We start from the raw sequence: 25,698 nt of genomic DNA, 5'->3' as shown, positions 1-25,698 counted from the left end.
AATTACGCTGTTTCCGTTTTTAATGAATCAACCTCATCCGAAGCTTTGGGATAGATGGTTGCGGTTTTCAATCTCTTCAATCTCTTTTTGATATTGCCCTTCAACACGTAGTGGTCGATGGTAGGTGCAAATACGTTCATCAATAGGATGGCCAAGAATACGCCTTCTGGATATCCTGGGTTGAACACCCTAATCATGACGGACAGGAATCCTATGAAGAATCCGTAGTACCATTTTCCTTTATTGGTCTGGGAACCTGTTACCGGGTCGGTTGCCATGAAAACGATACCGAAAGCCAAACCTCCTACGATCAAATGCTGCCAGAAGGGGAAGCTCATCAAAGTGTAGAACTTGCTGTATTCGGGAAGCCATCCAGCGTCCACGATACCATTAAAGATAAGTCCCATGGCCAAGGCACCGATTACGGCACTCACCATGATGCGCCATGACGCTATCTTGGAAAAAATCAAGAAGAGTCCTCCCAAAAGAATCAACAAGGTCGATGTTTCACCCACTGAACCTGGGATAAATCCGTAGAACATATCTGCCAAGGAATAGGAATAGTCCGAACCTTGCGCCAAGGACCCAAGAATAGTCTCTCCAGAAATGGCATCGGCAGTGCCCGCTCTTTCCACCGCTTCATGGACCCAAACTTTGTCACCACTCATCCAAGTTGGATAGGCGAAGAACAAAAAGGCTCTAATCGTCAATGCGGGATTTAAAATATTCATTCCGGTTCCTCCGAACACTTCCTTACCGATAACAACGCCAAATACAACGGCGATGGCCAACATCCAAAGTGGAGTATCAACCGGCACGATCAAAGGAACCAACATACCTGTTACCAAGTATCCTTCCTCTACTTCGTGTCCCTTGATTACGGCAAACAAGAATTCGATGGCCAAACCGACACCGTAGGAAACAATGACCAACGGCAATACGGTGGTTACTCCAACCCAGAAATTGTCCCAAGTCAAGAAATGCTCGAATAGGGAGAAATTCTCAGGAAAACCGTTGATTGCCGAATAATGTTGATATCCTGCGTTGAACATTCCGAACAACAAACAGGGCACCAACGACAAAATAACGGTGTTCATGGTGCGTTTCAAATCGTCAGCAGCACGAACGTGAGCTCCCGAATGGGTCGTTTCATTGGGAGTATAAAGAAAAGTATGCAGTGCGTTAAAGGCCGGGGCCATTTTTTTGCCCTGATACTTAAGTTTTAACTGGTGTAATTTTTCTTTCAAAGCCATATTATCCTAATTCTTTTTGTAACAAATCCAATCCTTCCCTGATTATTTGTTGGTGCGGTTGTTTTGAAATACAGATGAATTCCGTCAAAGAGAAATCCTCAGGGGCCACTTCATAAAGGCCCAATTGTTCCATTTCGTCCAAATCCTTTACCATGCAGGCCTTTAACAATTGAAGCGGGTAGATATCCATTGGAAAAACCTCCTCATACCTTCCCGTTACCACGAAAGCCCTGTGCTCGCCATTGGTATTGGTATCTAAATCGTATTTCTTTTTGGGCTGCAACCAAGAAAAGGTCAATGCCCTTGTGGACGATATTTTATCGAAAACCGGCTTGTTCCATCCAAAAAACTCATAATCGTCGCCTTCTGGAATGGCCGTAACCGTATTATTGTAGAAGCCCAAATATCCTTCAGTATTGGTTTTGGTGCCTGTCAGCACATCGCCATTGATCAACCTGAACCTATCTTCCGTTACGCCGCTGGCATATAAAAAGGTAGAAATTTCAGCCCCGATCTTGGTCCTGTAGTATTTCGGTGCTTTGATCACTGAACCAACCAACGCAACTATTCGCTCAGCATTGAATTTACCGGTCAGCAAAAGCTCACCCAACATCACAACGTCCTGCGGTGAAAGGGTCCAAACCACCTCACCTTTGTTGATGGGGTCTATTTTATTGATCTGTGTGCCTACCAATCCTGCTGGGTGTGGACCTGTGATTCTATGAAGCTCAACTCCTTTTAAATCAACAAAAGGCGACCTTGCATTGCCCTTCCCAACTGTCACATGGATTTTTCCAGGGGTCATTTTGCTCAATCCCATTATTGCAGCTTGGATTTCCTGCTCCTTGCCCCTTAAGGCAAAATCCGGGTCGGCCTCCAAAGGAGCCGTGGAATAGGCGGAAATAAAAATAGCTTTGGGAGTGGCGCTGGGATCAGCGATCACATCGTAAGGTCTTTGCTTGATAAAAGGCCATCCACCACACTGTAAAAGGTAGGATTTAATGGCCTCACCATCGGCCGTATCCAAATCCGGCACCTTGTTGATCATGTATTGCTGTTCCTTATCGGCAAGAATCTTTAGGGTTAAGATTCGCCTCCTAGCTCCCCTCACGATTTCCACAAGTTCTCCGCTGACAGGGGAAACGAAGTGCATGTCTTCGTTGTTCTTGTTATAAAAGATGGGCTCGCCAGCTTTTATCTCTTCACCTTCCTTAATCAACATTTTTGGAGTGATTCCGTGGAAATCATCTAAGTTCAGGGCATATACGTTACTCGCAACGGCATTGGCTATAGTCTGCTCTGCTGCCCCGACGAGGTTGATGTTCAACCCCTTTTTAATCCGGATGTCTTTAGACATATTATTGTAGACCTTAGGTTATCAAAATCGAACGCAAAAATAGCACTAAAAGGATTGTTTTCATAATAATTAACTATAAAATTGGGATTATAACGAGCTTACTTCATCGAGCACAGTTTTTGTTTAACTTTACCGCAAAATAGTGTCCCAGATGCGTTTAACCTACATTTTAGTTCTTTTCGGTTTGATGGCCCAGCCAACTTTTGGCCAAGTGATGGAGGAGGTGGAGCCACCGGAGAATATCAAATCGATTGTTTTCAAGGGGCCTACGGAAGATCAATTTCCCGTCATCCAACTGGGCGACCCCATCACCTTGGAGTTCGACGACCTGCTGGCCAATGAACAGGACTACTATTACAAAATCTTTCATTGCGATTACGATTGGACACCTTCCCAATTGTTAAAATCCCAATATCTGGACGGAGCGGACAACCAGCGCATTATCGACTACGAAAACAGCTATACCACCCTACAGCCCTATTCCAACTATCGACTCACCATTCCCAATCAAAACGTAAGGTTGAGGGTTAGCGGCAACTACGTACTGGAGGTATACAACAGTTATGGCGACCTTCAGTTTTCCAGAAGGTTTGTGGTATACCGCAATGTGGTGAACGTTTCCGGCGTAGTAAAACGATCTAGGGACTTCAATTTTATCAACACCAAGCAAGTGGTGCAATTTACCATCAATACTGCTGGTTTCAACGTGGTAAATCCAAAGCGGGAAATCAAGGTGGCCATCATCCAGAACCACCAATGGCCCACGGCACTCTACAATATTCCGCCCCAATTCACCATTGGCACCGAACTCGTATATCGTTACAATGAGGAGACCAGTTTTTTTGGGGGTAACGAATACCTAAATTTTGACACAAAAGACCTCAGGTCGCCCACTTTTGCCATTTCCAAGATTGAAATGAGGGAGGTCTACCACCACTATCTGTTCACGAATCAATATCGTTTCGACCAGGAATACACCTACTTTCCTGATATCAATGGGGATTTTGTGGTCAGGACAATGCAAGGAGAGGATGTTTCCCGCGAAGCGGAATATTCCAAAGTGCACTTTAGTCTACCCTACAGTAACTTGATTGGATTGGATGATGTGTACGTCATCGGAAAGTTCAACAATTACGCACTTTCGGAAGAGAACAAGATGACCTTTAATGAAGAAAGCGGCAAATTTGAAGTGACCCTGCCCATTAAACAAGGGTTTTACAATTATAAATATGTAGTGCAGCGCGAAGACGGCACCCTAGAACCCAATTTGGTCAGCGGCAATTTCCATTTTACCGAAAACAACTATCTCATCTTGGTGTACTACCGTGATTTTGGTGAAATGTACGATAGTATAATAGGTATAGGCTCCGTAAACTCCCAAAATATCAGCAATTAATTATCTTTACCCTATCCTTATCTAAATTATATGGCCAAAAAGGGTGGGTTGATTACCAAAGGACGGTACGAACTAAAGTTCCGTGGCGTGGAGTGCTTAAACTGCGGCCACCCATTGGACATTAGTGACAGGTACTGCCCCAATTGCTCCCAAGCCAACAGCACCAAAAAACTAACGCTTAAGGATTTCTTGGACGAGTTCTTCTCCGGGCTGATCAACTACGACTCCAAACTGCTAAAAACCCTTTCCGCCCTTTTACTTAGGCCCGGTAGCATCACAAAGGACTATGTAAACGGCAAACGAATCACCTACACCAATCCTTTCCGCTTTTTGTTGAGCTTGGCATTTCTCTACTTTTTGATGTTTACTTACAATAGTAATTTTACAGATTTGGACAAGGCCGCACGTGAATTCGACGGGAATATTTATGGCGGCTCCCCGATCAGTTTTGATGTGGACTCCGGCAATTTTGAAGTGGACAGCACGGCGCTCGAAGAACAGTCCGATAAGACCAAAAACATGTTGGACTCCTTAAAGAAAACAAATCCCGGTGTTTTGCTGGGCATGAACAAGTTGGACTCCATTAAGGAAGCCGACCCAAAATTGTCCGAACAGCTCCAATACATGGACTCCATCGGGGTTTTTGTGCAAAGTGCACAGCGCAAGGAAAGGAAAAAGGATTCCTTGATGCAGGCGGACCCTAGGGCCTATTTTAAAAGTTTGGGGAATGGGTCCGGGCTGGAAAACTTTTCCAAAAAAGCGGAGTTTTTCGGCTATTTCATCAAACAGGACACGCTATATAGTTTTGATGAGGCGCGTGAAAAATATGGCGTGGAAGCAACCATGACCAACAAAATGGCCTTTAATAGCGCAAACAGTATTTTAAGGGCCATCAGAGAACCTAGTAACTGGATCAATAGCACCATTTCCAAGCTTCCTTTTATCATATTTTTCTTTATACCAGTGTTCACGGTCTTCATTTGGTTGGTGTACATCAGAAATAATAATACCTACACCGATCATCTTATCTTTAGTTTCCACAATCAATCGCTCTTATTTATCTTGCTCATCCTTAGCCTTACATTGGATACCATTTTCAACTGGAACAGCTCGGGAATCTTTTTGTTGATTTTTGGCATTTACCTGTACAAGGCCATGCGAAAATTCTACGGACAGGGAAGGTTTAAAACAATTGTAAAGTATATTTTTCTGAACACTGTATTTATGATTTTAGCATTTTTTACGATCATACTTACGTTTGCAGGAAGTGGTTTAACTTATTAATATGTTTACACAGGTCACCAAAGGAATCAAAGTTTCGGTCCGCACCACTTTTGAGGGCACTTTCTTCAAAAACTACAAGGTGCACTATGCGTTTGGCTACACCATTTGCATCGAAAACCTCAGCAAGGATACCGTACAGCTCACCGCAAGGCATTGGGATGTGTTCGACGCCCTTAAGGAAATGGAGACCATAGACGGCGAAGGTGTTATCGGCCGAAAACCAGTGATAAAGCCGGGTGGTTCCCATACGTACAGTTCAGGTTGCCTCTTGGCGTCGCCCGTAGGAGCCATGCGTGGTCACTACCATATGGTCAACTTTACCAACGCCAAGGAGTTTGAAGTGGACATTCCCACTTTCAAGTTTGCGGCGCCATTCGCGATAAACTAGTACGGGTCATTTTATATTCCCTACAGGTTTCACTACCTTTGATAGAATTGTAAAACACTAAAAAGACATTTCTATGGGAAAAGGATTTTTTCAAGTTCCGACGGCTTACAACGAACCTGTATTGAGCTATGCTCCAGGTTCTCCCGAACGAGAAGAAGTACTGAATCAATATAAGGCATTCTACAACCAAAAAGTGGACATTCCACTTTATATCGGTAGCGAAGAAATAAAGACGGGCAATACCAAGCCACTCTCTCCTCCCCATGACCATAAGCACATATTGGGGCATTACCACTTGGCGGAAAAAAGTCATGTGGAAAAGGCCATTTCCAACTGTTTGGAAGCAAGAAAGCAGTGGGCCGACCTTACTTGGGAACAGCGCGCCGCCGTTTTTCTGAAGGCTGCCGAGCTAATTGCAGGACCCTACCGCCAAAAAATGAATGCTGCCACGATGCTGGGGCAATCCAAAAATATTTACCAGGCCGAAATCGACTCTGCTTGCGAAATTGTTGACTTTTTGCGTTTCAACGTAGAGTACATGTCACAGATTTACGGGGAGCAACCCGAATCGTCCGAAGGCGTTTGGAACCGCGTAGAGTATCGTCCGCTGGAAGGATTTGTTTACGCCATTACCCCGTTCAACTTTACCGCCATCGCCGGAAACCTTCCCGCAAGCGCGGCCATGATGGGCAACGTAGTAGTTTGGAAACCAAGTGATAGCCAAATCTATTCCGCCAAAATCATTGTGGATGTGTTCAAGGAAGCTGGACTGCCCGACGGGGTCATCAACGTAGTGTACGGAGACCCGGTCATGATTTCCGATACGGTACTTGCCAGCCCAGATTTTTCTGGGATTCACTTTACCGGCTCTACGGATGTTTTTAAATCTCTTTGGAAACAGATTGGAAACAACATCCACAACTACAAAACCTACCCAAGAATTGTTGGCGAAACTGGAGGCAAGGATTTCATCATTGCCCACCCAACGGCAAAACCACAACAAGTGGCCACAGCCATTACCCGAGGGGCATTCGAGTTTCAAGGACAAAAATGTAGTGCGGCATCAAGGGTATACCTGCCCAAGTCCACAGCCAATGAAATCTTGGAATTGGTCAAAAAGGATATTGCTTCGTTCAACAAACCGGGGTCGCCCGAGGACATGAGCAATTTTATTACCGCCGTGATCCATGAAGGCGCTTTCGATAAATTGGCGAAGTACATCGACAAGGCAAAAGCAGATAAAGATGCCGAGATTATTGCCGGAGGAAATTACGATAAATCCGTAGGTTACTTTATTGAGCCGACCGTAATCCTGACCACCAATCCGCAGTATGAGACCATGTACACCGAGCTTTTTGGCCCTGTGGTCACCGTGTATGTGTATGAGGACAACGACTGGAGCGAAACCTTGAAATTGGTGGACGGCACCTCTGAATATGGATTGACGGGAGCTGTCCTATCAGGCGACCGCTACTCCATCGACGAAGCCACGAAAGCATTACAGAATGCGGCCGGTAACTTCTACATCAACGACAAACCTACGGGGGCCGTTGTGGGACAACAACCCTTCGGGGGAGCACGGGCTTCCGGAACCAATGATAAAGCCGGATCTATGCAGAATTTGCTCAGATGGGTTTCCCCTAGATTGATCAAGGAAACTTTTGTGACTCCTGAAGATTATCGATATCCATTTTTGGGATAACCTCAAAAACAATTAATTTAAAAGCCGTCATCAAAACATGACGGCTTTTTTTGTTCAACCTAATTCACTAGATACATGCCCAGACCCTATATTTTGGCCGAGACCAATTGGAAACACTTAAAAAACGAATCCTTCGACCTCGCCGTACTGCCTTGGGGCGCCACAGAAGCCCATAACTACCACCTCCCCTACGCCACCGATGTTATCGAAGGAACCTCAATTGCCGAGGAATCGGCACGTATTGCATGGGAAAAAGGGAGCAAGGTGGTTGTGCTACCTACCATTCCATTTGGGGTGAACACGGGGCAGTCGGATATCTACTTGGACATGAACCTGAACCCAAGTACCCAATTCGCCATTTTGAAGGACATCCTTACCGTGCTGGACCGTCAGGGCGTAAAAAAGTTCATGATCCTGAACAGTCATGGCGGAAACAATTGGAAAGCCATCGTGCGGGAATTGGGACTTCTTTTTCCTGAAATGTTCCTTTGCGTCACCAACTGGTTTAAACTCGGCAGTGAATCCGGGGTGTTTGAACTACCAGGAGACCATGCCGATGAAATGGAGACCAGCTTGATTCTGCACTTGACCCCTGAACTGGTATTGCCCAGAGAAGATTGGGGAAGCGGCAAGGAATTCAAGAACAACATAAAAGCCTTTTCCGAAGGATGGGCTTGGACCGAACGCCCGTGGTCCAAGATAAGTGAAGACACTGGAGTCGGTGACCCTAGCAAGGCAACAGCTGAAAAAGGACAAGTGTTCTTTAACATGGTCTGCGCCAAAATGGGACAACTTTTAGTGGATATCGCAGAAGCAGATATCAACACCTTGTACGATTAGCATATCTACCTGAAATACAAACCGTTGACCACCAAAAACCACAAGAATGATGACTCCAATGTAATTTATATGTAAATTTAACGTTAACTAATTGTAAACTAAATGTAATGTGTCTATCTTTACATTTTAAAATCAATTTGTTATGACAGCAGGAATAAACGCATGGGGAAAATTGATGATCAAAAAGTATCAGCAATTATGGCAATATGCCAAGGACTACGCCAGAAAATGTAGATTGGTGTATAAGAGGATGTACAGTATTTAACTAACCCTTATACTTTTGGGGCAAGTATACCACCTTTTTGGTCTCGAAAAACTCCTCTTCAAAATATTCATTCAAATCAAATACTTGGACGGTCTCATAACCTTTTAATTCTTCGGTAAGGTCACCGCCTTTAAGGTAAAGTAAGCCATTTTTTCGTTGGTGGGAGGAATCTTTTTTGATTTTTCCCTTGGTCCAGTGCACAAAGGTGGGCATAGCGGCCACCGCCCTGCTTACAATAAAATCGAACTGACCCGGAATCTCCTCTACCCTGGAATGGTAGGTTTTCACATTCTGCAATCCAAGTCCCTCAACGACCTCATCCACCACTTTGATTTTTTTTCCAATAGCGTCCACAAGGGTGAACTTTACGTTTGGAAATAGTATGGCCAGGGGAATACCGGGAAAGCCACCACCAGTGCCCACGTCCAAAATTTGAGAACCTTCGTTGAACGTTTGAATTTGGGCAATCCCAAGGGAATGAAGCACATGGCGCAGATAAAGCTCATCAATATCCTTTCTGGAAACCACATTTATTTTTTGGTTCCAATCCTTGTACAACGCTTCCAGTTTGGCGAACTGCTCTTGTTGTTCATTGTTGAGCGTCGTAAAATATTTAAAGACAAGTTCCGCTTTCATCTACAACCATTATTTTTGACAAAACTAATACTTTTAACGACCTTAACACCGTTCTAACATAACCTTGTTAACCTAAAGAAGCATTTTAGTTACCTTTGTAAAAATTTTTTTTATGAATACGAATACCATCCGGTTTTCACGAAAGGATTCCGCACAATTTTTCAGAACATTGAACAAAAGAGTGAACGAATACTTCAAAGAAAATAACCTCAAGAAAACCGGGAACTGGAAACTTCACTTGAAAACGATAGTGATGTTCGCCATTTTTTTGACCCCCTATTTTTTAATGTTGACCCTGGATTTACCCTTTTGGGGCTATTTGTTACTTTCCATAACCATGGGTGTGGGAATGGCCGGAGTGGGAATGAACGTGATGCACGATGGTAATCACGGAGCCTACTCCAACAAAAAATGGGTAAACAAGCTCATGGGCAGCAGCATTTACATTTTGGCCGGAAATGTGTACAACTGGCAAGTACAGCATAATGTGCTGCACCACACCTACACCAACATCCATGAACACGATGAGGACATGGAAGCAGGAAGGATTTTAAGGTTCTCCAAGCATGCCGAATGGAGAAAGCACCACAAATTTCAACACTACTATTCCATTTTGCTTTATGGTCTATTGACCTTTAACTGGGCCATCACCACAGATTTCCAACAGATGTACCGTTACATGAAACGGAAATTGAGCTATGGTAAACTGCCCAATCCAGTCATCAACTGGAGCACTTTGGTCATAACAAAAGTGATTTACATAACCATTTGGATCGTGCTACCATTGATTTTTGTAGACATTGCCTGGTGGCAGGTACTTCTTGGATTCTTTATCATGCACTATGTGGCAGGAGTTATCCTAAGCGTTGTTTTCCAATTGGCACACATTGTGGATCATGCGGACACACCGCTTCCCGATGAAGCCGGAAACATGAAAAACACTTGGGCCATCCACCAATTGTTTACCACAGTGAATTTTGGCACCAAGAACCGTATCGTAAACTGGTTTACAGGTGGATTGAACCATCAGGTGGAGCATCACATCTTCCCGAACATTAGCCACATCCATTACACAAATATTTCCAAAATTGTGAAACAAACGGCACGGGAATTCAATTTGCCATACCACGAGTACAAAACTACCAGAAAAGCTATAATTTCGCACTTCAAACATCTGAAGGAGCTGGGCAAAAATCCAGCCGTTCAGTACCAGTAAAAAGAAGCACTAATGAGCAACCATCTATCTGACAGGATCAAGAACATGTCCACGTCAGCAACTTTGGCCATGGCCGCCAAAGCACGGGAATTACGAAATGAAGGAAAGGATATTATCGGCTTGAGCTTGGGGGAACCCGATTTCAACATTCCCGATTTTATCAAGGATGCCGCCAAACAGGCCATCGACGAGAATTATAGCAGCTACACACCAGTAGATGGATATGCGGAGCTCAAGACCGCTATTTCCAATAAGTTCAAAAGAGATAACAATCTTGATTATAAGCCTAACCAAATCGTGGTTTCCACAGGAGCGAAGCAATCGCTGTTCAATGTGGCCATGGTGGTTCTGAATCCAGGGGACGAGGTGATATTGCCTGCACCCTACTGGGTAAGCTATAGCGATATCGTAAAATTGGCCGAAGGCGTTCCCGTGGAAGTCCTGACCCAAATCGATACCGATTTTAAAATGACGCCCGAGCAATTGGAAGCGGCCATCACCCCAAAAACAAAAATGCTCTGGTTCAGCTCGCCCTGCAACCCAAGTGGCTCAGTGTACAGCAAGGAAGAATTGAAAGGTTTGGCCGAGGTACTTAAAAAGTATCCAAACATATATGTGGTCTCCGACGAAATTTACGAACACATCAATTTTGCTGGCGGACACGTAAGCATAGCGGGGATTGATGGCATGTATGACAGAACGGTGACCGTGAACGGTGTTTCCAAAGCCTTTGCCATGACGGGCTGGAGAATCGGGTACATTGGAGCTCCCGAATGGATTGCCAAGGGATGTACCAAACTACAGGGACAAGTGACCAGTGGCGCAAATGCCATTGCCCAACGTGCCGTAATCACCGCTTTGGAAGCGCCCGTGAGCAAAATCAAATACATGATTGACAAGTTCCATGAAAGAAGGGACCTTGTGCTTCAGCTCTTGGGAGAAATTGATGGGTTCAACCTAAACGTGCCAGAAGGAGCATTTTATGTATTCCCCGATATTTCGGCATTCTTTGGAAAAAGCTTGAACGGTGTTGCTATCAACAATGCCTCGGATTTTTCCCTCTATTTGTTGGAACACGCCAATGTGGCCACCGTTACAGGTGAGGCGTTCGGAAATCCAAATTGTATCCGCATTTCCTACGCAGCATCAGAAAATGAATTGAAAGAAGCCATCAAGCGTATCAAAGACGCATTGAGCTAATTGAGAATATAAATACCAATTAAAGGACCTTAGCTTTGGCTAGGGTCTTTTTTTTTGGATACAATTCAGACCATAATTTCTACTGCATATCCTTAAAATAAAACGATTGGGTTTTTATTATGATTCCTTCTCCTTGACCTTTGCTATATTTACTCTGAACAGGAATGTTTCCCAAATAACCGTGTCACTTAACTCATAGGTTGAGTATCAACTGCTATGTACCATAAAATTATACTTTCATTGTTTTTGATGCTGATGAGCATCGACTGCAGAGCGCAAGTCTTTGGAAAGGTTACCAACTCGGAACAAGAGCCTCTCCCGTTTGTCAATATCTATATCGAAGGTACTCTTAATGGAACCACTACCAATGATGCCGGGACGTATCAATTGCCTTTATCTACCGGTCAAGAACAAACCATCGTTTTTAAATACTTGGGCTACAAGACAGAAAAAAGAACCATTGCAGCCAATCAGAACAGTGTTGAATTGGATATGGTACTCCAAGAGGAGAGTGTACAATTGAGTGGGATTGAAGTGAATGCCAAAGAAAATCCCGCCAATTACATCATTCAAAAAGCCATTGAAAAAAGAGCTAACATTAAAGAACAGTTAGCCAACTATACCGCAAGTTTTTATTCCAAAGGATTGATTCGCATCGAGGGTGCTCCCGAACGAATCCTAGGGCAGGATTTGGGAGATTTTGGAGGAGGACTGGATTCTACACGAACGGGTATCGTATATCTTTCCGAAACTGTTTCCAATATTGCAAAAAAAGACAAAGATTTTACCGAGACCATTGTAGCCTCCAAGGTGGCAGGAGACGACAATGGATTTAGTTTCAACGCTGCCTCCGATGTTGATTTCTCCCTATACGACAACTCCTTTTCGCTCGGAGGTGCCACACAGTTGGTATCGCCCATAGCTGAAAATGCCTTTAATTACTACAACTACGAGTTGGCAGGCACCTTTTATGAAGATGGAAATATCCTGATCAACCAAATCGAAATCACACCAAAGCGGGAGCAGGACAAGACCTTTAGTGGTACCATCTACATTGTAGAAAACGACTGGTCCATTTACGCCGCCGACCTTCAAACTACTGGACAGCAAGCGCAGATTATTCCCGTGGACACCTTTTTTCTGAAACAACGCTTCAATTACTCCCCCAAACAAAAGCTATGGCTCAAAGTATTACAAAGTCTGGATTTTAAATACTCCATTTTGGGCTTTAAAGGAGATGGTCGATTTACAGCCGCCTTTAAGGATTATGACCTTGAGCCCAATTTGACCAAATCAGACTTTACCAATAAAATCTTGGATTTTGAGGAAAACGCCAATAAAAAAGACTCACTATACTGGTCAAGTCTACGCCCTGTTCCATTGACACAGGAGGAAAAAAAGGATTATCTCAAAAAAGATAGCATTCAAGTTATCCGGAAATCCGAACAATATTTGGATTCGATAGATGCGAAGGGCAATCGATTTAAATGGTCAAACCTATTTTTGGGCTATACCTACAGCGATACCTTCAATGAAACCTATTATGTGGTGGGGTCGCCAATTCAGAATCTATCTTTCAACACAGTGCAAGGATGGCATGGCTGGCTAACGCTGGATTATATAAAATTAAATGAGGAAAAAGGCAGCCGATTTAGCCTTGGCGGAGCCCTTAATTATGGCCAGTCCGACAAACGTTTAAGGCCCACTTTTTCCATGTCGTACCGTTTCAATAAGTTCTCCAGGCCCTATCTAAGGCTCAGGGCGGGCACGGAGGCGGTTCAGTTCAATGGTGAAGAGCCCATCACTCCGATAGGTAATACCATTGCGACACTTTTCTTTGAAAATAACTTCGCCAAATTCTACGACCGTACCTTTACGGAGGTTTTCCATTCCATAGAGTTGACCAATGGGATTCGAGGCAATGTGTTGGTTGCCTACGAAGACCGCAAGCCGCTCTTCAATACCGTATCGAGCACCCCTTTTAGTTCCGACCCTGCTGATTTTTCGTCCAACAACCCTTTGGACCCCACCGACACCAATAATGCTGGCATTGCAGACCATACCTTGGTACGGATGGATTTGGGGTTCCGTATCAGGTTTGGGCAAAAGTACCTGAGCTATCCCGACGAAAAAGTCAATATCCCCAATGAACGGTATCCCACGCTTACGCTGGGCTATGAAAACGGATTTTTGTCGAACAACAGCGACAACCACTTTCACCAGTTCAAGGCTGGCTTGTTCCAAGCCTTTAACATTGCCGACAAGGGACGTTTTGCCTACAATTTTAGAGGAGGCAGCTTTTTGAATGCCGACAATATTTCATTTGTGGATTATCAACATTTCAATGGCAACGAATCCCACGTCACCGTAAGAAGCTATATGGATTCCTTTTTTCTACTGCCCTATTACAACTTAAGCACCAACCAAAGCTATTTTGAAGGGCATGTTGAGCATAATTTCAAGGGTTGGTTCATGAACAAACTACCCCTATTGCGCAAACTCAATGCCCATTTAATTTTTTCAGGCAAGCTTTTGGCCACCGAAGGAAATACGCCCTACACTGAATTTGGCATTGCATTGGGAAATTTAGGCATTAAAAAATTCCGGTTTTTACGTGTTGGATATGCCCAAAGCTATTTTAACGGCAAGGTAGAAAGGGGCCTCAACATAGGCCTGACCTTTCCGTAGTGGGTAAATTCTTCCCCGGATTTTAACTTAGACACATTGACTTGTAGTTCAATGCCATCCGTTGTTATCCTTTTTGATTAACACAGTGCATCAAATTAAAAACGATTGTTCATGAAGGATCTCGATGAACTTAGGTCTTTTTCCAGAAATAAGGGGTTAGGACAATCAGCACAGTAAAGAGTTCCAATCGGCCCAAGAGCATTAAGAAGCCACACCACCATTTTCCCGCTGCCGGAAGACTGTTATAGTTGCTCACCGGGTTCAAACTACCCAAAGCAGGACCTACATTACCCAGAGAGGAGGCCGAACCACCCACGGCAGAAACAAAGTCCAATCCCAGAAAACCAAGCACCAACGACCCGATGATAAACAGCAGCATGTAGAGCACGAAAAAGGCTATTACATTATACACGATATGCTCAGTAACTGTTTTTTGATTGTATCGAACAGGAATCACGGCGTTGGGATGGAGGGTACGCTTAAACTCCAAAATTCCATTTTTAATGATGAGCAAGTGGCGCATCACCTTAATTCCCCCTGCCGTGGAGCCCGCAGACCCCCCGAGGAACATCAAACCAAAAAAGAAAACGGTCAAAAACGGGGTCCACGAGGTAAAATCTGCCGAGACAAAACCCGTGGTGGTAATAACCGCTATCACTTGAAAGAGGCTATGCCTAAAGGCACTTTCGGCCTCCCCAAAAATCATGGGGTGAAAATCGGACACCGGAACATCTGCTTTGAAGTAAACGCCCAAAGCAACAATCAGTGTAAATATCACGATAAACCCAAAATAATATTTGAATTCCTCATCCCTTAAAATACGCTGTCCGCGACCTGTTAACGCAAAATAACTAAGTACAAAATTACTTCCTGCCAAAAACATAAACAGGATAACGATATACTGAATCAAGGGTTGGTCGTTCCAATAGGCCAAACTGGCATTTTTAGTAGAAAAACCTCCGGTGGACATGGTCGCCAAGGCATGGTTGATGGCATCAAAAAAGGACATTCCCGCAAATTTGAGCAGTAAACTTTCCAATACGGTGTACCCAAAATAAATCAGCCACAGACGCTTTGCGGTATCGGTAATCCTAGGGTGGAGCTTGTCACCGCCCGGACCAGGCGCTTCAGCGGCGAACAACTGCATTCCCCCAATACCCAACAACGGCAATATGGCAATGGCCAGAACAATGATCCCCATTCCCCCAATCCAGTGCGTAAGGCTTCGCCAAAGTAAAATACCTTCGGGGAGGGCCTCAATATCATCCAGAATAGAAGCTCCTGTAGTGGTATAGCCCGACATGGTCTCAAAAAAAGCGTCGGTAATCGAAGGTATGGCCCCGGAAAATAGATAGGGCAGGGTTCCCGATATCGACATGATGATCCATCCGAAGGTCACAACAATGTATCCTTCCTTCCTTTTGACCTCTTTTTTATGACCACGGGTGTAGAACATGGCCATGATTCCAAAAAGCATGGTAACAATGGCGGCAAGCATAATATCCATGGTAACGCCGTCTTTGTAGATACCGCTCGCCAAAGCGGCCAAAAGCATAAAGGAACCATTGCAAAGCAGCAATAGCCCCATAATATGGATAATGATCTGTGTATTGAGCTTCATTAGAGGAACAGCTTTTCTATCCGTGGAATGGCTTTAGGCAAGCAGCAGACCACAACCTTGTCCCCTTCCATGATCCTAAAATCACCGAGGGCAATAATCCCTTCTCCATTTCTGATGACCCCACCGATACTGGCCTCTCTGGGAAAATTCAACTCTCGGATAATCTCTCCGTTCACCAAGGAGGTAGCTTTCACCTCAAACTCCAATATCTCGGCATTTAAATTGTTCAACCGGGTCAAGGCCAACACCTCGCCCTTACGGATGTATCTGAAAATACTATTGGCGGCAAGGAGCTTTTTATTGATCAAGGTGTCAACTCCAATAGAGTGGGACAACTGAAAGTAATCCATATTTTCCACCAAGGCGATGGTCTTCTTGATCTTTTTGTTCTTGGCCACCAAGCAGGACATAATATTGGTTTCGGAGTTACCCGTTACCGCAATAAAGGCATCCATGGATTCGAGGTTCTCCTCTTCCAGGAGTTCCACATTCCGCCCGTCTCCGTTTATAACCAAGGCATGCGGTAGTTCGTCGGCAATATCAAAGGCCTTTTCCTTGTTCTTTTCGATCAATTTAACGTTGAACCTTTTGTTGCATAGATCGCGTGCCGTTTTAAAACCGACTTTGCTTCCTCCCAAGATCATCACATTTTTGATGTCCTGTTTTTGCATCCCGGAAAGTTTGTACAACTCCTCTACCCCTTTGTCAGAAGTAATAAAATACACCTGATCACCTTCTTTGAAGACGGTATCCCCCCGCGGGATCAAAGTGAATTGGGTACCTGTACGCTGCAAGGCGATGGGCATAAAATTGAGTTCCGGGAAAATTCGTGCGGCTTCCTTGACCATTTTACCAACAAAAGGCGCGGTTTTGGGCAGAATTACCCCAAACATCGTCAACAGACCTTCTTCGAATTGGTAGGTATCGTTAAAAGCGGACTGATTGAGCATCAACTGGATTTCCATGGCGGCAAGTCGCTCGGGAGAAATCAGTTCATCGATGCCCAACTGCTCAAACTTGATCAGTTCCCGGTTGTCCATAAACTCGGTATTGGATATACGCGCCATGGTCCGCTTGCAACCCAACTGCTTCGCAAGAACACACAAGGTCAAATTGGTGGTCTCCGAGGCCGTAACCCCGATCACAAGATCGGAACCGTCCACTTGGGCATCCTGCAAAACCTGAATAGAGGTCGCATCGCCGCGAAGCACCCGAATGTCCAAATGGTTATCCGCATAGGACAGTCGTTCCTTATCGGTATCGATCAGGGTAATTTCCTGCGCTTCGTAAGACATTAATTTCGCCAAATGAAATCCCACTTCACCAGCACCTGCAATAATGATTCTCATGGATTAGAATAGGATGTGTTCTTAAATAAGTTCAATTTGCACCATACAACTTGTGCAACGATTGGTACGCCCAACGTAAAGTCCATACTTTTAAACAACTACGGGAAAATAAATTCCGTCAGGGGGCAAAATTACACAAATATTTTTGTCTTCATCCCCTAACCTAAGTTGTATATTTGCGATCAAATTGAAGTAATGTCGAAAAAGGTAACCCCGTACAAAGAATCTGAGCTTGGTAAAAAAGAGCAGGTAAGGCAAATGTTCGATAATATTTCGGGAAGCTACGATGGTCTCAACCGCGTAATTTCCTTTGGAACAGATGTTAAATGGCGTAAGCGCATCGTGGCCTTTTTAAAGGATAAATCCCCTAACTCTATTTTGGATATCGCAACGGGCACCGGGGACCTGGCCATTGCCATGGCCAAAACAGGGGCCGAAAAAATTGTGGGCCTCGACCTCTCCCCCGGGATGTTGGAAGTAGGAAAACACAAAGTGGCCCATAAAAAACTGGACAGCACCATTGAGATGGTGGTGGGCGATAGCGAGAACCTGCCCTTTGAGGACAACTCCTTTGACGCCATTACCGTTGCCTTTGGAGTACGTAATTTCGAGGACCTCGAAAAAGGACTGGAAGAAATTTACAGGGTACTCAAGCCAAAAGGACATTTTGTGGTATTGGAAACCTCCGTTCCCACAAAAACTCCATTTAAACAAGGGTACAACATCTACACCAAACATATTATGCCCTCCATTGGCAAACTATTCTCCAAGGACAGATCAGCCTACACCTATTTGAGCGAATCGGCGTCTGTTTTTCCACATGGGGAGGCTTTCAACAATATTTTGAGGAAAATTGGGTTTATAGGAGTAGAGAACAAACCACAGACAATGGGTGTAGCATCCATTTATGTTGCTTCAAAATAGATTGATGAAAAATCTCCTGATTTTCTTTGGACTGATTGTACTATCATGCCCAATGGCCCAAGCCCAGTTTGGAGGCGATCCAATATTGAACCTTCAGAACGAGGACAAAAAATTCCTGAATTGGGGGTACTATCTCGGTTTTAACCAATACGATTTCCAGTTTGAATACAAAGAGGACATAGGAAGGGATATTTTGGTGGATAAGAGTTTTGGTTTCAATGTGGGGTTGATTGGTGAACTGCGAATCAACGAGTTTTTGGATGCCCGTTTTGAACCGGGTCTGCTCTACACCGCCCGCACTTTGGGTTTTCCCGGCTTCACCAATCAAGCGGATGCCATTCGTGAGGTACGGTCCACCTACATTCGATTTCCACTGTTGATCAAGGCCAGCACCCGAAGAATCGGGAACTGGAAACCATTCATCACAGCTGGGGTGTACACGTCCATCAATCTTGGGAGCAATGAAGACAGCTTGGACGACAACAGCACAGGACAATTCCGTATGAAACAGAATGTGTATGGGTATGAACTGGGATTCGGGATTGATCTCTACACCGAATATTTCAAATTTACCCCATCCATTCGTGGCGTTTTTGCGCTAACGGATGAACTGGTTCCCGACAATGACCCAAACAGCCCATGGACCGGAAACATAGCAGCTATGCGAACAAGGGGCATTTTCATCAATTTTACCTTTGAATAAGCTATCCTCTTCGGATTTCGTTCAATAGGATGGCCGTTGCGGTGGCGACGTTCAAACTTTCGGTGGTGGACCCACCAAACTGCGGAATCGATATCCGCTCAGTAATCAACTTGCCGATTTCCTCCGAAATCCCATTAGCTTCATTGCCCATCACCAAAATGCCATTTTCACCCAAATTGGTGCGATAAACAGAGGCTCCGTCCATATAGGCGCCATATATCGGACGTTCCGATTCACTCAGATAGTCAGCAATATTGGTATAGGTAACGGAAACCCGTGCAATGGAACCCATGGTCGCCTGCAGCACTTTGGGATTGTAGCAATCTACGGTATCCTTAGAGCACACCAATTCATCTATACCGAACCAGTCACACAATCGGATGATAGTGCCCAAATTCCCCGGGTCTCTAACCGCGTCCAACACCACAGTCCAATCCGCTTTGGTTTTATCCCTGGGCTCCATCATGTGAAAAACACCCAAAATACCGCTGGGATGGGTCAAACTGCTCATTTGTTTCAACACTTGGGGCGAAACCAACTCCGCATCTTCAAACTTTTTCAAAAGGGTTGAATCATCAACAAAGAGCGCAAAGGGCTTTACAGTGGCCTCCATCAGTTCCCGAACCACCTTTTCGCCTTCCACTACAAAAAGACCGTGTTGAGATCGGTACTTTTTTTGCTTCAAGCTTACAACTAGTTTAATTTGGTTTTTTGTAACCATCTAAATCGTGTATTTTTGGCGTCTATGAGTGGTTTTGGTGTATCGTGCAACTGGGCAAAAATAGGATTATTGTTGCTTTTGCTAAGCATTTTGGGTTGCAATACCTTAAAAAAGGTTGGGGAGGATGAACTATTGCTCACCAAAAACACCATTCTGGTCGATGACGAAAAAGTGACCAGCAGCGAAATAAAAGGTCTTATTACCCAAAAACCCAATAGCAGCGTACTGGGGTACCCTTTAAAGTTGAACCTCTATAACCTTGCCAAAGAAAATCCCGACTCTTCCTTTGAAGATTGGCTGAACCGAAAAGAAAAAAGGGAAAAACGCCTGAACAATCTGCTCTCCGAAAAGCAGGTAAACCGCCTGAGGGAATCCTTCATGGTAAAGGGTGCGAGCGAATTTCTCAAACGTATCGGGGAACCTCCGGCGATTATCGACACTTCAAAAACGAACAAATCTGTCAGTAAGTTAGAGGCGTACTACAATACCAAGGGATACTTCAACAACTCAGGGGAATACGAAATCATCCCCGGAAAAAACAACAGAAAGGCACAAATCGAGTATCGTGTGACACTGAACAAGCCCTATATAGTGGACACCATTCAAAAAAGCATCACCTCGCCCGAGTTGGATTCCATTTATAAAAATGCCGAGCGCAGTAGCCTTGTGAAACAGGGAGAACAATTTGATTTGGAAAAATTCACCTTGGAACGGGAGCGGTTGACCAATCTTTTCCGGAATTCGGGAGTCTACAATTTTCAGGAAAGCTCCATCAACTACAATATTTTACGGGATACCACCCTCGCTGCGGACGACCAATTGATGGATGTACAGTTGAACATCAAAAAATTCCGAAGTACCAACGACAGTACCGACACCAGTATGCCTTATAAAGTGGCACGACATAAAGAAATCAACATTTATGCGGATTACGATATTGGTGGCGGCACGGACACCTTGCAAAAAGTGGAGTACGAGAATTACAACATTTACTATAAAGGAAAATTAAAGTACAGGCCAAAAGCACTTACCGATGCCGTTTTCTTTGAAAAAGATAGTATCTACAGGGATTTGGACCGCATTCGCACCTACAGGCAGATTACGAACCTCAATACCTTTAAGTATCCGAACGTTGAGTTTATACCCGATTCCTCACACACCCGTTTGGAATCGAATATTTACCTAGCTGCAAAACCCAAATACTCGTTAAACCTCAATTTTGATGTAACCCATTCGAACATTCAAAGGGTGGGAACTGCATTTAGCGCTGGTGTAATTACCAGAAATGTATTTGGCGGTGCGGAAACCTTGAATGTCTCCGCTCGCGGTTCCATTGGTCTTTTAAGCGACGCATCCTTGTCCAACGAAACCTTTACCTCCGAACTTGGTGGTGACATCAATATTACATTCCCAAGGATCTGGCTGCCCTTCAACACCGAGAGGATTATTCCATACTATATGTTGCCACAGAGCCGACTATCGGCGGGTACGAATTTTCAAAAGAACATTGGTCTGGACAAACAGTCCCTTAACTCCGTCTTGTCGTTCAACTGGTCTCCCACGGAACGATTAAAGAACAATATAGAATTGATAAACGTTGAGTTTGTGCGCAACGTGAACCCAAACAATTTTTTCAACGTCTACCGGAATACATTTTCCAATTTGGACGACATCGCCGATGCCTTTCAGGACGACCCACAGTATGCGGATTTGTTCAATCCCGTGGATGAAGAGGGCGAGGATCCCCGATTGAACATTCCTACTGGAGCAAATACCTTTGTGCGTCGTGTGCTGGAGGGCGAAATCCCAGTGAGCAACGACGATTTTGAGCAAGTGAACAGCATTGCCGAAAGACGCAGGCGACTAACGGAAAACAACCTTATTTTTGCCAGTAACTTTACCCATACCAAAAACAGCAAATCCGGAATCAACGATTTGGACTTTTACCAATATCGCATCAAACTGGAAAGTGCGGGCGCTATGCTTTCCCTGCTCACCAATGTGATTCCCTACAACCAAAACGACCAAGGCCAAAACCTTGTTTTTGGGGTACCCTTTTCCCAATATGTAAAAACAGAATTCGATTACATTCGCCATTGGAGCATTGGAGGCGGTCAGGTCATCGCTTTTCGAAGTTTCTCCGGAATTGCGATTCCTTACGGCAATGCAGACAATATTCCCTTTGTACGAAGTTACTTTGCCGGTGGCTCCAACGACAACCGTGCCTGGAATGCCTACGAATTGGGCCCAGGTAGAACCAACAACATCAACGACTTTAACGAAGCCAACCTAAAACTGGCCTTAAATCTGGAATATCGATTCCCCATCGCCGGTGACGTAAAAGGGGCGCTATTTGCCGATGCCGGGAATATCTGGAACGTATTCGATAACGAGAACAACCCAGAAGCCATTTTCAGCGGATTCTCCTCATTGGCCGATATTGCACTGGGTACGGGATTGGGCTTGCGGTACGACTTTACCTATTTTGTATTTAGGTTGGATGTAGGATTCAAAACCTACAATCCCGCCAGAGAGGGTTCGGATCGTTGGTTCGATGGGTATAACTTTAAAAGAGCGGTATTTAACATCGGGATCAATTATCCCTTCTAGAGCAAATATTTTATTACTTTTGTTTCCTATTTAATTCGAAACCAATTTAAACTATGTCCCACAATATAAAGCCCGGCGTTGCTACCGGGGATGAAGTACAAGCAATTTTCAACCATGCCAAGGCCAACGGATATGCACTTCCGGCCGTTAATGTAATCGGATCGGACAGTATCAATGCCGTCATGGAAACGGCTGCCGCACTAAACTCTCCCGTAATCATTCAATTTTCCAATGGAGGGGCCCAGTTCAACGCAGGTAAAGGACTTTCCAACGAAAACCAACAAGCTGCCATTTTGGGAGCCGTTGCAGGAGCAAAACATGTACACCAATTGGCAGAGGCTTATGGAGCTACCGTGATTCTTCATACCGACCACTGTGCAAAGAAACTGTTGCCTTGGATCGATGGGCTTTTGGACGCTAGTGAGCAACATTATAAAGAAACTGGCAAATCCTTGTTCAGTTCGCATATGATCGACCTTTCCGAAGAACCGCTCGAGGAAAATATTGAAATCTGCAAAAAGTATCTTGAGCGCATGAGCAAAATGGATATGACTTTGGAGATTGAATTGGGAATCACTGGAGGGGAAGAAGACGGTGTGGATAATACGGATGTGGACGATTCCAAATTATACACCCAGCCCGAGGAAGTAGCCTACGCTTATGAGGAACTTTCCAAAGTAAGCCATAGATTTACCATAGCAGCTGCATTTGGTAACGTTCACGGGGTATACAAGCCTGGAAACGTAAAATTGACACCAAAAATCTTGAAAAACTCACAAGAGTTTATCACAGAAAAATACGGAGTAGAGCACAACCATATCGACTTTGTATTCCATGGAGGTTCCGGTTCCACAGTGGAGGAAATCCGCGAAGCTATCGGTTATGGGGTCATCAAAATGAATATCGACACCGATTTGCAATACGCATTTTTGGAAGGAGTTAGGGACTATATCCAAGGAAAAGCAGATTACCTACAAGCCCAAATTGGAAACCCAGAGGGTGAAGACCAACCCAACAAAAAGTACTACGACCCACGTGTTTGGCTTCGCGAAGGTGAAAAAACCTTCATTGCCCGCTTAAAAAAGGCTTTTGAAGATTTGAACAACGTGAACACCCTATAATCCTTTGTTTAATTAAATATTGATTGCATGTCGTCTTGGTTTAAAAGAAAGGAAAAAGGAATACAGACCGCTACGGAGGAGAAGAAAGACACCCCAAAAGGGCTTTGGTACAAATCCCCTACCGGTAAGATTGTGGAGGCCGAAGATTTGGCCAAAAACTTTTATGTAAGTCCAGAGGATGATTACCATGTTCGAATAGGCAGTAAAGAATACTTTGAGATTCTTTTTGACGATAACAAGTTCCGTGAGCTGGATACCAAAATGACTTCCAAGGACCCCTTGAAGTTTGTGGATACCAAAAAATACTCGGACCGTTTGCAGGCCGCCCAGAAAAAAACGGGATTGAAGGATGCCGTAAGAACTGCGGTCGGTAAATCACAAGGAAAGGATATTGTGGTCGCCTGTATGGACTTCGCCTTTATAGGGGGATCTATGGGGAGCGTTGTCGGCGAAAAAATATCAAGGGCCATAGATGTGGCGAAGAGGAAAAAGATTCCTTTTGTAATGATTTCCAAATCAGGAGGCGCCCGTATGATGGAAGCCGCCCTATCCTTGATGCAGTTGGCCAAGACCTCGGCAAAGCTGGCACAATTGGCCGAAGCCAAGATTCCATATATTTCTTTGTGTACCGACCCTACAACGGGTGGAACCACGGCGTCCTATGCCATGCTTGGTGACATCAACATTGCAGAACCAGGTGCCTTGATAGGTTTTGCAGGGCCCAGAGTTGTAAAAGACACCACAGGGAAAGACCTTCCCGAAGGTTTCCAAACTGCGGAATTTTTGAAAGAACATGGTTTCTTGGATTTTATCACACATCGACGCGATTTGAAGAAAAAAATCAATCTGTACATAGATTTGATCACGAATCAACCCATAAGAGAATAATAAAAGCCCCGAAATCGGGGCTTTTTCATTTGCTGTCGGTTCGAGCGCCGTCGAGTACCTTTTACTTGAGAATCATTTCCTAAACCGTCGTAGAAACACTTCTTCTTCGGTGCCATCAGCATAAGTAAGCGTACCTTTGGCATCGCAACTACCATCACCAAAATCGAGACGCGCGGTATTCCCCAAACGAGAAATATCCAAAACGCCACTTACAATAAATCGACAAGACAGTTCCCGTCGCAAGGGAGTAATCACTTCTTTTACAAATTCATTCCCTGCCCTACTGATATAGGTGCGCTTTCCAGTAATCAGGAACACATTATCGCCCCAAAACCCCGTACCAAACCCTTCAATCCATTCCCGGGTTCGGGTACCTGCAAAAGAAGCTGTATCCCCGTTGGGCCATGTGGCCACAAAAGTAGCGTTGGCTGTTCCCTGTGGATTTCCGCTTTCATTGCTTCGCACCCTCACAATGGTGGCATCACCTTCTACCAAAACATCGTTAAACGTAAAATCCTCCAGGGTCAGTTCCACCCTATTGGAAGCAGCTTCCAAATCCAAGACATAGCTAAGGTTAACCATTCCACTGACCAAATTTCCGGTGGGCAGCTCACATCCTTCCCCAAAATCTAGCGTAACCTCTCTCATACCTTGGTTCAAAACAACCGAAACGGTAACGCAATCTGGCAGATAATCCGAACTATAATTCCCTTTTGAAGTGGCAGCAATCTCTTCCGTGGCGTATACATCTTCCGCAATGCTCATAATTTCTTCGGTGATCATATCCGTTTCGTCACTAAATTGTAGCTCTGTGGCCGACATGACCTCCGCAGTGGTGAGTTCCTCCTCATTTGAGGAATCTTTGCTGCAGGATACAAACATCAATAATAAGATACCCGTAAGCAAAGAAGCGATTCCAGTTAAATGGATTGATTTTAGTCTCTTTTTCATACTGATTGAATTTATAGGTTTGCTTCTTGGATAGAAACTTTGGGAAAAGGTTTAATTTCCCATTAAAATTCGTAGATTAGGAAAAAGAGTTTATCTTTGCAGGCTGATTGCTCAACCTGAGCACCGCAAAGGAACTGACAATCAATACATAAAAATCATTTAAAAAAATATTGGAATGTATTTAACAAAAGAAGTAAAAGCCGAAATTTTCAAGAAATACGGCGGCTCTGAGAGCAACACCGGTTCTACGGAAGGACAAATTGCATTGTTCACGCACCGTATCAACCATTTGACAGGTCACCTTAAAAGGAACCACAAGGATTACAACACCGAGCGTTCTTTGGTGGCATTGGTAGGTAAAAGACGTAGTCTTTTGGATTACCTAAAGAAAAAAGACATTGAAAAATATCGTTCCTTGATCAAGGAATTGAATATTAGAAAATAAAACAATCGGGGAGGCTTTGGCTTCCCCTTTGTTTTGATTGGACGTGTTCCAATCACCCAAAAGTCCCGGGCAACCGGGCAAACACAAAAAGCTACAAATAGTTTTTCATTGGTCAAGTGCCTCCAAGGCACACACAACAA

The 25,698-nt window shown here is 44.4% G+C and carries 22 protein-coding genes; 15 read left to right on the top strand and 7 right to left on the bottom strand.

Annotated elements, in window-relative coordinates; all coding sequences use genetic code 11:
* Window positions 1-2: 2 nt before the first annotated feature.
* Both RBB12_RS10115 and RBB12_RS10110 read right to left on the bottom strand, forming a co-directional pair.
* Window positions 3-1,253, bottom strand: coding sequence for an NADH:ubiquinone reductase (Na(+)-transporting) subunit B (locus RBB12_RS10115; RefSeq protein WP_306013549.1), 1,251 nt, complete (start codon window positions 1,251-1,253; stop codon window positions 3-5).
* 1 nt (window position 1,254) lies between these two features.
* Window positions 1,255-2,610 carry a Na(+)-translocating NADH-quinone reductase subunit A gene (locus RBB12_RS10110; RefSeq protein ID WP_293283476.1) on the bottom strand — a complete coding sequence of 452 codons (1,356 nt, stop codon included), beginning with the start codon at window positions 2,608-2,610 and terminating at the stop codon, window positions 1,255-1,257.
* A gap of 151 nt (window positions 2,611-2,761) precedes the next feature.
* On the opposite strand from RBB12_RS10110, the gene RBB12_RS10105 reads away from it, so the two are divergent.
* The 6 genes from RBB12_RS10105 to RBB12_RS10080 all read left to right on the top strand — a co-directional run bounded on the left by RBB12_RS10105 (window position 2,762) and on the right by RBB12_RS10080 (window position 8,485).
* Entirely contained in the window at window positions 2,762-4,006 is a 1,245-nt protein-coding gene (locus RBB12_RS10105; RefSeq protein ID WP_306013550.1) for a type IX secretion system plug protein domain-containing protein, read from the top strand.
* Between the two features lie 30 nt (window positions 4,007-4,036).
* A complete protein-coding gene (locus tag RBB12_RS10100; RefSeq protein WP_306013551.1) occupies window positions 4,037-5,290 on the top strand; it encodes a DUF3667 domain-containing protein in 1,254 nt (417 codons plus the stop codon).
* 1 nt (window position 5,291) lies between these two features.
* Entirely contained in the window at window positions 5,292-5,678 is a 387-nt protein-coding gene (gene apaG / locus RBB12_RS10095; protein ID WP_179385174.1) for a Co2+/Mg2+ efflux protein ApaG, read from the top strand.
* 73 nt (window positions 5,679-5,751) lie between these two features.
* Window positions 5,752-7,380 carry an L-glutamate gamma-semialdehyde dehydrogenase gene (pruA, locus tag RBB12_RS10090; protein WP_306013552.1) on the top strand — a complete coding sequence of 543 codons (1,629 nt, stop codon included), beginning with the start codon at window positions 5,752-5,754 and terminating at the stop codon, window positions 7,378-7,380.
* A 75-nt stretch (window positions 7,381-7,455) separates the two neighbouring features.
* Window positions 7,456-8,220: a creatininase family protein gene (locus tag RBB12_RS10085; RefSeq protein WP_306013553.1), complete on the top strand. Its 765-nt coding sequence runs from the start codon at window positions 7,456-7,458 to the stop codon at window positions 8,218-8,220.
* A gap of 142 nt (window positions 8,221-8,362) precedes the next feature.
* Entirely contained in the window at window positions 8,363-8,485 is a 123-nt protein-coding gene (locus RBB12_RS10080; RefSeq protein WP_257024025.1) for a hypothetical protein, read from the top strand.
* Here RBB12_RS10080 and rsmG read toward each other — a convergent pair whose 3' ends face one another.
* The gene (gene rsmG, locus RBB12_RS10075; protein WP_306013554.1) at window positions 8,486-9,121 is read right to left on the bottom strand and encodes a 16S rRNA (guanine(527)-N(7))-methyltransferase RsmG; all 636 of its coding nucleotides are present in this window, start codon (window positions 9,119-9,121) and stop codon (window positions 8,486-8,488) included.
* A gap of 112 nt (window positions 9,122-9,233) precedes the next feature.
* On the opposite strand from rsmG, the gene RBB12_RS10070 reads away from it, so the two are divergent.
* From RBB12_RS10070 to RBB12_RS10060, 3 genes are all read left to right on the top strand, one after another.
* Complete coding sequence (locus tag RBB12_RS10070; protein ID WP_179385178.1) at window positions 9,234-10,337, top strand: fatty acid desaturase family protein; 1,104 nt, start codon at window positions 9,234-9,236, stop codon at window positions 10,335-10,337.
* 12 nt (window positions 10,338-10,349) lie between these two features.
* Window positions 10,350-11,537: a pyridoxal phosphate-dependent aminotransferase gene (locus tag RBB12_RS10065; protein WP_306013555.1), complete on the top strand. Its 1,188-nt coding sequence runs from the start codon at window positions 10,350-10,352 to the stop codon at window positions 11,535-11,537.
* A gap of 216 nt (window positions 11,538-11,753) precedes the next feature.
* Window positions 11,754-14,225 (top strand): DUF5686 and carboxypeptidase regulatory-like domain-containing protein, encoded by a 2,472-nt coding sequence (locus RBB12_RS10060; protein ID WP_306013556.1) that lies wholly within the window; start codon window positions 11,754-11,756, stop codon window positions 14,223-14,225.
* Window positions 14,226-14,355: 130 nt separating this feature from the next.
* Here the strand turns inward: RBB12_RS10060 and RBB12_RS10055 are convergent, their stop codons facing one another.
* Both RBB12_RS10055 and trkA read right to left on the bottom strand, forming a co-directional pair.
* Entirely contained in the window at window positions 14,356-15,846 is a 1,491-nt protein-coding gene (locus RBB12_RS10055; protein ID WP_293283457.1) for a TrkH family potassium uptake protein, read from the bottom strand.
* Window positions 15,846-17,195 (bottom strand): Trk system potassium transporter TrkA, encoded by a 1,350-nt coding sequence (gene trkA / locus RBB12_RS10050; RefSeq protein ID WP_179385182.1) that lies wholly within the window; start codon window positions 17,193-17,195, stop codon window positions 15,846-15,848. Before trkA ends, RBB12_RS10055 begins: the two co-directional genes overlap by 1 nt.
* Window positions 17,196-17,390: 195 nt before the next feature.
* On the opposite strand from trkA, the gene ubiE reads away from it, so the two are divergent.
* Both ubiE and RBB12_RS10040 read left to right on the top strand, forming a co-directional pair.
* A complete protein-coding gene (gene ubiE / locus RBB12_RS10045; RefSeq protein ID WP_179385183.1) occupies window positions 17,391-18,119 on the top strand; it encodes a bifunctional demethylmenaquinone methyltransferase/2-methoxy-6-polyprenyl-1,4-benzoquinol methylase UbiE in 729 nt (242 codons plus the stop codon).
* A 4-nt stretch (window positions 18,120-18,123) separates the two neighbouring features.
* Window positions 18,124-18,822 carry a porin family protein gene (locus RBB12_RS10040; protein ID WP_179385184.1) on the top strand — a complete coding sequence of 233 codons (699 nt, stop codon included), beginning with the start codon at window positions 18,124-18,126 and terminating at the stop codon, window positions 18,820-18,822.
* A 1-nt stretch (window position 18,823) separates the two neighbouring features.
* On the opposite strand, the gene RBB12_RS10035 is transcribed toward RBB12_RS10040, so the two are convergent.
* Window positions 18,824-19,507: an RNA methyltransferase gene (locus RBB12_RS10035; protein WP_313882847.1), complete on the bottom strand. Its 684-nt coding sequence runs from the start codon at window positions 19,505-19,507 to the stop codon at window positions 18,824-18,826.
* A 60-nt stretch (window positions 19,508-19,567) separates the two neighbouring features.
* Between RBB12_RS10035 and RBB12_RS10030 the strand changes: the two genes are divergently transcribed.
* Genes RBB12_RS10030 through accD form a run of 3 tightly spaced genes read left to right on the top strand, consistent with a single transcriptional unit; the run spans window position 19,568 to window position 24,162 of the window.
* Window positions 19,568-22,153: a BamA/TamA family outer membrane protein gene (locus RBB12_RS10030; protein WP_306013811.1), complete on the top strand. Its 2,586-nt coding sequence runs from the start codon at window positions 19,568-19,570 to the stop codon at window positions 22,151-22,153.
* A 53-nt stretch (window positions 22,154-22,206) separates the two neighbouring features.
* On the top strand, window positions 22,207-23,274 hold the full coding sequence (fbaA, locus tag RBB12_RS10025; protein ID WP_306013559.1) for a class II fructose-bisphosphate aldolase: 1,068 nt from the start codon (window positions 22,207-22,209) through the stop codon (window positions 23,272-23,274).
* 27 nt (window positions 23,275-23,301) lie between these two features.
* Window positions 23,302-24,162: an acetyl-CoA carboxylase, carboxyltransferase subunit beta gene (gene accD / locus RBB12_RS10020; protein WP_179385187.1), complete on the top strand. Its 861-nt coding sequence runs from the start codon at window positions 23,302-23,304 to the stop codon at window positions 24,160-24,162.
* Window positions 24,163-24,234: 72 nt separating this feature from the next.
* On the opposite strand, the gene RBB12_RS10015 is transcribed toward accD, so the two are convergent.
* Window positions 24,235-25,113: a hypothetical protein gene (locus tag RBB12_RS10015; protein ID WP_306013560.1), complete on the bottom strand. Its 879-nt coding sequence runs from the start codon at window positions 25,111-25,113 to the stop codon at window positions 24,235-24,237.
* 175 nt (window positions 25,114-25,288) lie between these two features.
* Between RBB12_RS10015 and rpsO the strand changes: the two genes are divergently transcribed.
* Window positions 25,289-25,558, top strand: a complete 270-nt coding sequence (gene rpsO, locus RBB12_RS10010) for a 30S ribosomal protein S15 (protein ID WP_179385189.1) — start codon at window positions 25,289-25,291, stop codon at window positions 25,556-25,558.
* The last annotated feature ends 140 nt before the right edge of the window (window positions 25,559-25,698 follow it).

Origin of the sequence: Allomuricauda sp. MMSF_3307, assembly GCF_030733585.1 — a bacterium.
GTDB lineage: Bacteria > Bacteroidota > Bacteroidia > Flavobacteriales > Flavobacteriaceae > Flagellimonas.
Note: the sequence above shows the minus strand (reverse complement) of the source record. Positions and strands in the feature narration are given on the sequence as shown.

Excerpts from the sequence above, each read along its gene's own strand:
- RBB12_RS10040 (WP_179385184.1), top strand. The coding sequence starts at position 18,124 with ATGAAAAATCTCCTGATTTTCTTTGGACTGATTGTACTATCATGCCCA.
- RBB12_RS10100 (WP_306013551.1), top strand. The coding sequence starts at position 4,037 with ATGGCCAAAAAGGGTGGGTTGATTACCAAAGGACGGTACGAACTAAAG.
- rsmG (WP_306013554.1), bottom strand. The coding sequence starts at position 9,121 with ATGAAAGCGGAACTTGTCTTTAAATATTTTACGACGCTCAACAATGAA.
- RBB12_RS10070 (WP_179385178.1), top strand. The coding sequence starts at position 9,234 with ATGAATACGAATACCATCCGGTTTTCACGAAAGGATTCCGCACAATTT.
- trkA (WP_179385182.1), bottom strand. The coding sequence starts at position 17,195 with ATGAGAATCATTATTGCAGGTGCTGGTGAAGTGGGATTTCATTTGGCG.
- RBB12_RS10030 (WP_306013811.1), top strand. The coding sequence starts at position 19,568 with ATGAGTGGTTTTGGTGTATCGTGCAACTGGGCAAAAATAGGATTATTG.
- apaG (WP_179385174.1), top strand. The coding sequence starts at position 5,292 with ATGTTTACACAGGTCACCAAAGGAATCAAAGTTTCGGTCCGCACCACT.
- accD (WP_179385187.1), top strand. The coding sequence starts at position 23,302 with ATGTCGTCTTGGTTTAAAAGAAAGGAAAAAGGAATACAGACCGCTACG.
- RBB12_RS10055 (WP_293283457.1), bottom strand. The coding sequence starts at position 15,846 with ATGAAGCTCAATACACAGATCATTATCCATATTATGGGGCTATTGCTG.
- RBB12_RS10115 (WP_306013549.1), bottom strand. The coding sequence starts at position 1,253 with ATGGCTTTGAAAGAAAAATTACACCAGTTAAAACTTAAGTATCAGGGC.
- RBB12_RS10015 (WP_306013560.1), bottom strand. The coding sequence starts at position 25,113 with ATGAAAAAGAGACTAAAATCAATCCATTTAACTGGAATCGCTTCTTTG.
- RBB12_RS10080 (WP_257024025.1), top strand. The coding sequence starts at position 8,363 with ATGACAGCAGGAATAAACGCATGGGGAAAATTGATGATCAAAAAGTAT.
- ubiE (WP_179385183.1), top strand. The coding sequence starts at position 17,391 with ATGTCGAAAAAGGTAACCCCGTACAAAGAATCTGAGCTTGGTAAAAAA.
- rpsO (WP_179385189.1), top strand. The coding sequence starts at position 25,289 with ATGTATTTAACAAAAGAAGTAAAAGCCGAAATTTTCAAGAAATACGGC.
- RBB12_RS10065 (WP_306013555.1), top strand. The coding sequence starts at position 10,350 with ATGAGCAACCATCTATCTGACAGGATCAAGAACATGTCCACGTCAGCA.
- pruA (WP_306013552.1), top strand. The coding sequence starts at position 5,752 with ATGGGAAAAGGATTTTTTCAAGTTCCGACGGCTTACAACGAACCTGTA.
- RBB12_RS10085 (WP_306013553.1), top strand. The coding sequence starts at position 7,456 with ATGCCCAGACCCTATATTTTGGCCGAGACCAATTGGAAACACTTAAAA.
- fbaA (WP_306013559.1), top strand. The coding sequence starts at position 22,207 with ATGTCCCACAATATAAAGCCCGGCGTTGCTACCGGGGATGAAGTACAA.
- RBB12_RS10110 (WP_293283476.1), bottom strand. The coding sequence starts at position 2,610 with ATGTCTAAAGACATCCGGATTAAAAAGGGGTTGAACATCAACCTCGTC.
- RBB12_RS10105 (WP_306013550.1), top strand. The coding sequence starts at position 2,762 with ATGCGTTTAACCTACATTTTAGTTCTTTTCGGTTTGATGGCCCAGCCA.
- RBB12_RS10060 (WP_306013556.1), top strand. The coding sequence starts at position 11,754 with ATGTACCATAAAATTATACTTTCATTGTTTTTGATGCTGATGAGCATC.